Here is a 4,492-nt window from a genome sequence, read left to right as displayed (position 1 = left end):
GGTCGCAGCGGACCTCGCCCGACCGGAACAGGGTCCACTGGGCGTTGTACTCCGACGATGGCTCCGGCCCGACAGATACGGCGTCACTTGCCAGGGTCACCGAGGCGACCAAGACGGCAAGTAACGCTAGTGCTTTCATCCTCTTTCCTCCTAAATAAAAGAGCAACCCACGACGGGTTACCCGATTTATTCCATGTGGATGTTGCGAAGAAAGTTGTCGGGAGCTTCAGTGTCCCAGTAGAATTGGGTGCTAGAGCCGCTGTGGGTTTGGTACCAGGCGTCGCAGGCGTAGTAGCCCGTATCCAGATCGTCTAAAGTGAATACGTAATAGCCGTTTTGCCCTGCGGTGGTCTCTTTGAGGTAAGTGGTGAAGGGGGACGTGTACATGTGCCGCAGCCCGACATTGGCGGCATGCGGATAATCCCCAAGGTATACGGTGCCGTGAACTATCCAGTCATCTCGGTTAGCCAGGGGGTCGTCATCCCCCACGGACAGGCTGTCCGAGCAGGCGACGAGCCCGGCGATGAGGAGGATTATCACCCCCCCCCAATATCAACGACTTGCGCATCTTAACCTCCTTGAGTGTAACTTTTACGAGGCCACCAGATAAGATAGTCCCAAAAAAGGGGGTTGTCAAGACGCGGTTTAGTTTTTAGGAAACAAACGGTTTGTCAGACAAGGGGTATCGCCGGAGGCGTAGCTCACTTCGCTCGGTTTGCCGTGGCATAGCTCGCTGTGTTCGGTTAATCCATTTGTCTTGTCGAAGCGATAAAAAAGGAGGGCCGGAGCCCTCCTTTATTCGTGGGGCCGTGCTATTCCCCCTCGGGCCAGCTCACGTTCAGCTCCCTCACCGCCCGGGCCTCGTCCACGCGCCGGACCGGCGCGGAGTAGGGCGCCCCGTGCAGGAGGTCCGGGTTCTCGGCCGCCTCCCGGTCTATCGCCAGGAGCGCCGCGGCGAAGGCGTCCAGCGTTTGCCGAGTCTCCGTTTCCGTGGGCTCGATCATCAGAGCCTCGGGGACGATCTGGGGGAAGTAGTTGGTCGGCGGATGGAACCCGTAGTCTATTATCCGCTTCGAAATGTCCAGGGTGGCCACGCCGTAGGCTTCCTTCTGCTTATTCCCCGACAGGACGAACTCGTGCATGCAGAGCCGGTCGAAGGGCAGGAGGAAGGTGTCTTTCAAGAGGCTCTGGAGGTAGTTGGCGTTCAGGACGGAGTGGACGGACACGCCTCGCAGGCCCTCGAGTCCCAGGTGGCGGATGTAGACGTAGGCCCGCAGGGACACCAGGAAGTGGCCGTAGAAGGCGAGCAGCTTGCCGATGCTCCGGGGGCGATCGTAGTCCAGCCGGAAGCCGTCGTTCGTCTCCTCCACGGTGGGCACGGGGAGGAACTCCGCCAGGTGCTTCTTGACCCCCACCGGACCCGCGCCGGGTCCTCCGCCGCCGTGGGGGGTGCCGAAGGTCTTGTGCAGGTTCAGGTGAACGGCGTCGAAGCCCATGTCGCCGGGGCGGATGCGGCCCAGGATGGCGTTGAAGTTGGCCCCGTCGTAGTAGAGCTGCCCCCCGGCCCGGTGGACCAGCTCGGCAACTTCCAGGATGTTCTCCTCGAAGAGCCCCAGGGTGTTCGGGTTGGTCAGCATCAGGGCCGCCACGTCGTCGGAGAGCTTCTCCTTCAGCGACTCCACCGAGACGTTCCCCCGCTTGTCCGAGGCCACCACCACCACGTCGTAGGAGCACATGGTGCCCGAGGCGGGGTTGGTGCCGTGGGCCGAGTCCGGGACGAGGATGACCTTGCGCGGGTTGCCCCGGGACTTGTGGTAGGCCCGAATCATCTTGATGGCCGGCTGGAGCATCCCCTCGGGCGCCAGGGGGTGGAGGGCGTTGATCCCGGGCAGCGCCGCGGCGGCGTCGGCCATCTTCGGGTTGTACTTCATCGTGCACGAGCCCAGGGGGTAGAAGCCCACGTCTATGCAGTAGTTGAGCCGGGACAGGCGCACGTAGTGCCGGACCAGGGTGGGCTCGTCCACCTCGGGGAGTGCCGGCGGTTTCGTGCGTCTGAGCTCGGGCGGCAGCAGCTCGTCCAGCGGCCGGACGGGCACGTCCGGGGCGGGCGGCCGGTGGCAACGCCTCCCCTTCCGGGAGTGGGCGTAGATTGCCGGTTCGATGGGGCGGTCAATGATTTTCTCGGCCATCACAGCACCTCCCCTAGCGCGGCGACCAGGCCGTCAATCTCGGCCTTCGTGTGATGCCCGCGGGGCCGAGGGCGTTCAGCGACATTGTGGCCGCCAGCGCCACCAGGTCGTTGTTGGTGCAGATATTGCTCGTTGATTTATCCCGGCGGATGTGCTGCTCGCGGGTCTGCAAAGTCAAGGCGTAGCAGACCTTACCGTCCAGGTCCACGGTCTGGCCGACGATGCGGCCGGGCATCTTGCGGACCAGCTTCTCCGTGGCGGCGAAGAAACCGACGTAAGGACCGCCGCACGAGGGTGTCGTCGCCACGGGCTGGGCGTCGCCCACGGCCACGTCGGCGCCGCACTCCGCCGGCGTTTTAAGTAGCGCCAGCGGCAGGGGGCTCGAAACCGCCACCGCCAGCGCCTTCGATTTTCCGTGCACCAGGGAGAAGGCCGCCGTCCAGTCCTCGACCAGGCCGAAGAAGTTGGGGCTGCCGATGATGACGGCCGCCACGTCCTCGTCCAGCTTCGCCTCCAGGTCGGCCAGGTCCGTCAACCCCTCGCCGGTCAGGCCGATCTCCTCGCACCGGGCGCAGGTGCCGTCGGAGCAGGAGAGGTCCTCGATGTACGTGGCGACGACCCGGCGGTAGAAGGGGTGCAGCGTGCGCGAAACCAGGACGCGCCCGGCCTTCTTCGCGTTCCGTATCGCCAGCGCCGCCGCTTCACCCACCGCCGAGGCCCCGTCGTAGACGCTGGCGTTGGCGATGGGCAGCCCGGTGAGCCGGGAAATCGCCGACTGGAACTCGTAGATGGCGGTCAGCGTGCCCTGGCTTATTTCGGGCTGGTAGGGGGTGTAGGCGGTCTGGAATTCGGTGCGGCCGGTGAGATACCCCACGATGGCGGGGATGTGGGTATCGTAAGCGCCGGCGCCCAGGAACGAGACGTGGTCCGGGGCCTTGACCACGTCCAGCCGCGCGAGAAGCTCCGGCTCGCTCAAGGGGGGCGGAAGCTCGATGCGCGGGTCCACCAGCTCGGCCGGCAGGTCGGCGAAGAGGTTATCTATCCCCTTCACCCCGATCCGGTCGAGCATGGCCCGTCGCTCTTCGGGCGTGTGGGAAAGGTAGTCCATGGCTCCTTCTGGCTCTTCGGTTTTAGGGGGTGGGTCGCGTGGAGGGAGATTATACCAGCGGGAGGGGTGAAAACTCCACCGTCGTTTCGGGTGACCGACGTGCGTTCTAAAGAACCGCAGGCGATATAAAAAAGGGACCCGGTTGCGGACCCCTTCTATTCGTGTGGCAGCGGCACGGGGAATCGCTGTATACCAACACTGGTGGATTCACTTATCGCACACAGAAGGGTGACTCCCGGGCGCCCTAACATGCGATGATAAGGCATTTGGTAGTAGATGAAGTGTCTGTGGTCAGCCGAGCGATATAAACCCCAGGAGGCAGGCCAGAGGTGTCATAGGCAATTTCGTGTCGGCCTGGGGTGGTGGGGACGCTTACAGAGGACGCCACGAGCCGACCGGAGAGGTCGTAGAGCGTGAGCTCTACGTTTTTCGTGCCCTCCGGGAGGTAGTAGCTGAGGGTCACCCGGTCCGTCGCTGGGCAGGGGTCGTAGAAGGTGAAGCGGCGGCGCAGGCGATGCAGGGGCTCAAGGACACGCCCATCGGCGAAGCCTTCCAGTCGGTCCTCTCCAAGCTCCGCAAGGCCATCAAGCCCCTGGAGCTGGAGATGACGACGCTTTCCGGGACCTACCTGGACGACCCGGAGATCGAGCGCAACTACGCCGAGCACCGGGAGACCATCAACCTGCTCATGAAGGCCCTGCACCAGCGGCAGCTCCTCGACATCCGCTACCACGCGGCGCACAACGACCAGGTGACGGAGCGGACCGTTGCGCCGCTGTGCTTCTGGAAGTCGGGCGGCGAGCTCTACCTCATTGCCCACTGCTACATGCGCAATGCGCCTCGTAGCTTCCGTGTGGACCGCTTCGTCTCTGTCCTGCCCAGCGTGGAGAAGCACCCGTGGCCAGACAACTTCAATCCGGTGGACTTCCTCCGCTATAGCTTCGGCCCGTGGGTAGGTGAGCCGAAGGAGGTGGTCCTGCGCTTCCCCAACTACGAGACGAATTACTTCGATAAACTTCAGATCCACCCGACGCAACGGGTCAAACCCTTGGCCGGGGGTGGTGTGGAGCTGCGCATGAGAGTGGCACCCTCGTTGAATCTGGCCCAGTGGCTGACAGGATTCGGGGGCGATGTCCGGGTGATCGAACCGCCGGAGCTCCGAGAGTGGGTCCTAAATCTGCACCGTGGAGGCATT

General features: G+C 63.7%; 4 protein-coding genes. 1 reads left to right on the top strand and 3 read right to left on the bottom strand.

Features of this window, described 5'->3' with window-relative positions; genetic code table 11:
- Nucleotides 1–186: 186 nt before the first annotated feature.
- From NTW26_05640 to gcvPA, 3 genes are all read right to left on the bottom strand, one after another.
- Complete coding sequence (locus NTW26_05640) at nucleotides 187–540, bottom strand: hypothetical protein (protein MCX7021745.1); 354 nt, start codon at nucleotides 538–540, stop codon at nucleotides 187–189.
- Between the two features lie 272 nt (nucleotides 541–812).
- Complete coding sequence (gene gcvPB / locus NTW26_05635; protein ID MCX7021744.1) at nucleotides 813–2,189, bottom strand: aminomethyl-transferring glycine dehydrogenase subunit GcvPB; 1,377 nt, start codon at nucleotides 2,187–2,189, stop codon at nucleotides 813–815.
- 13 nt (nucleotides 2,190–2,202) lie between these two features.
- Complete coding sequence (gcvPA, locus tag NTW26_05630; protein ID MCX7021743.1) at nucleotides 2,203–3,297, bottom strand: aminomethyl-transferring glycine dehydrogenase subunit GcvPA; 1,095 nt, start codon at nucleotides 3,295–3,297, stop codon at nucleotides 2,203–2,205.
- A 514-nt stretch (nucleotides 3,298–3,811) separates the two neighbouring features.
- Here gcvPA and NTW26_05625 point away from each other — a divergent pair.
- Nucleotides 3,812–4,492, top strand: a 681-nt coding sequence (locus NTW26_05625) for a WYL domain-containing protein (GenBank protein MCX7021742.1), incomplete at its 3' end; no start/stop codon positions are given.

The organism is bacterium (genome assembly GCA_026398675.1).
Taxonomy (GTDB): domain Bacteria; phylum RBG-13-66-14; class RBG-13-66-14; order RBG-13-66-14; family RBG-13-66-14; genus RBG-13-66-14.
This window is presented reverse-complemented; position numbering and strand designations above follow the sequence as displayed.

Excerpts from the sequence above, each read along its gene's own strand:
- gcvPA (MCX7021743.1), bottom strand. The coding sequence starts at position 3,297 with ATGGACTACCTTTCCCACACGCCCGAAGAGCGACGGGCCATGCTCGAC.
- gcvPB (MCX7021744.1), bottom strand. The coding sequence starts at position 2,189 with ATGGCCGAGAAAATCATTGACCGCCCCATCGAACCGGCAATCTACGCC.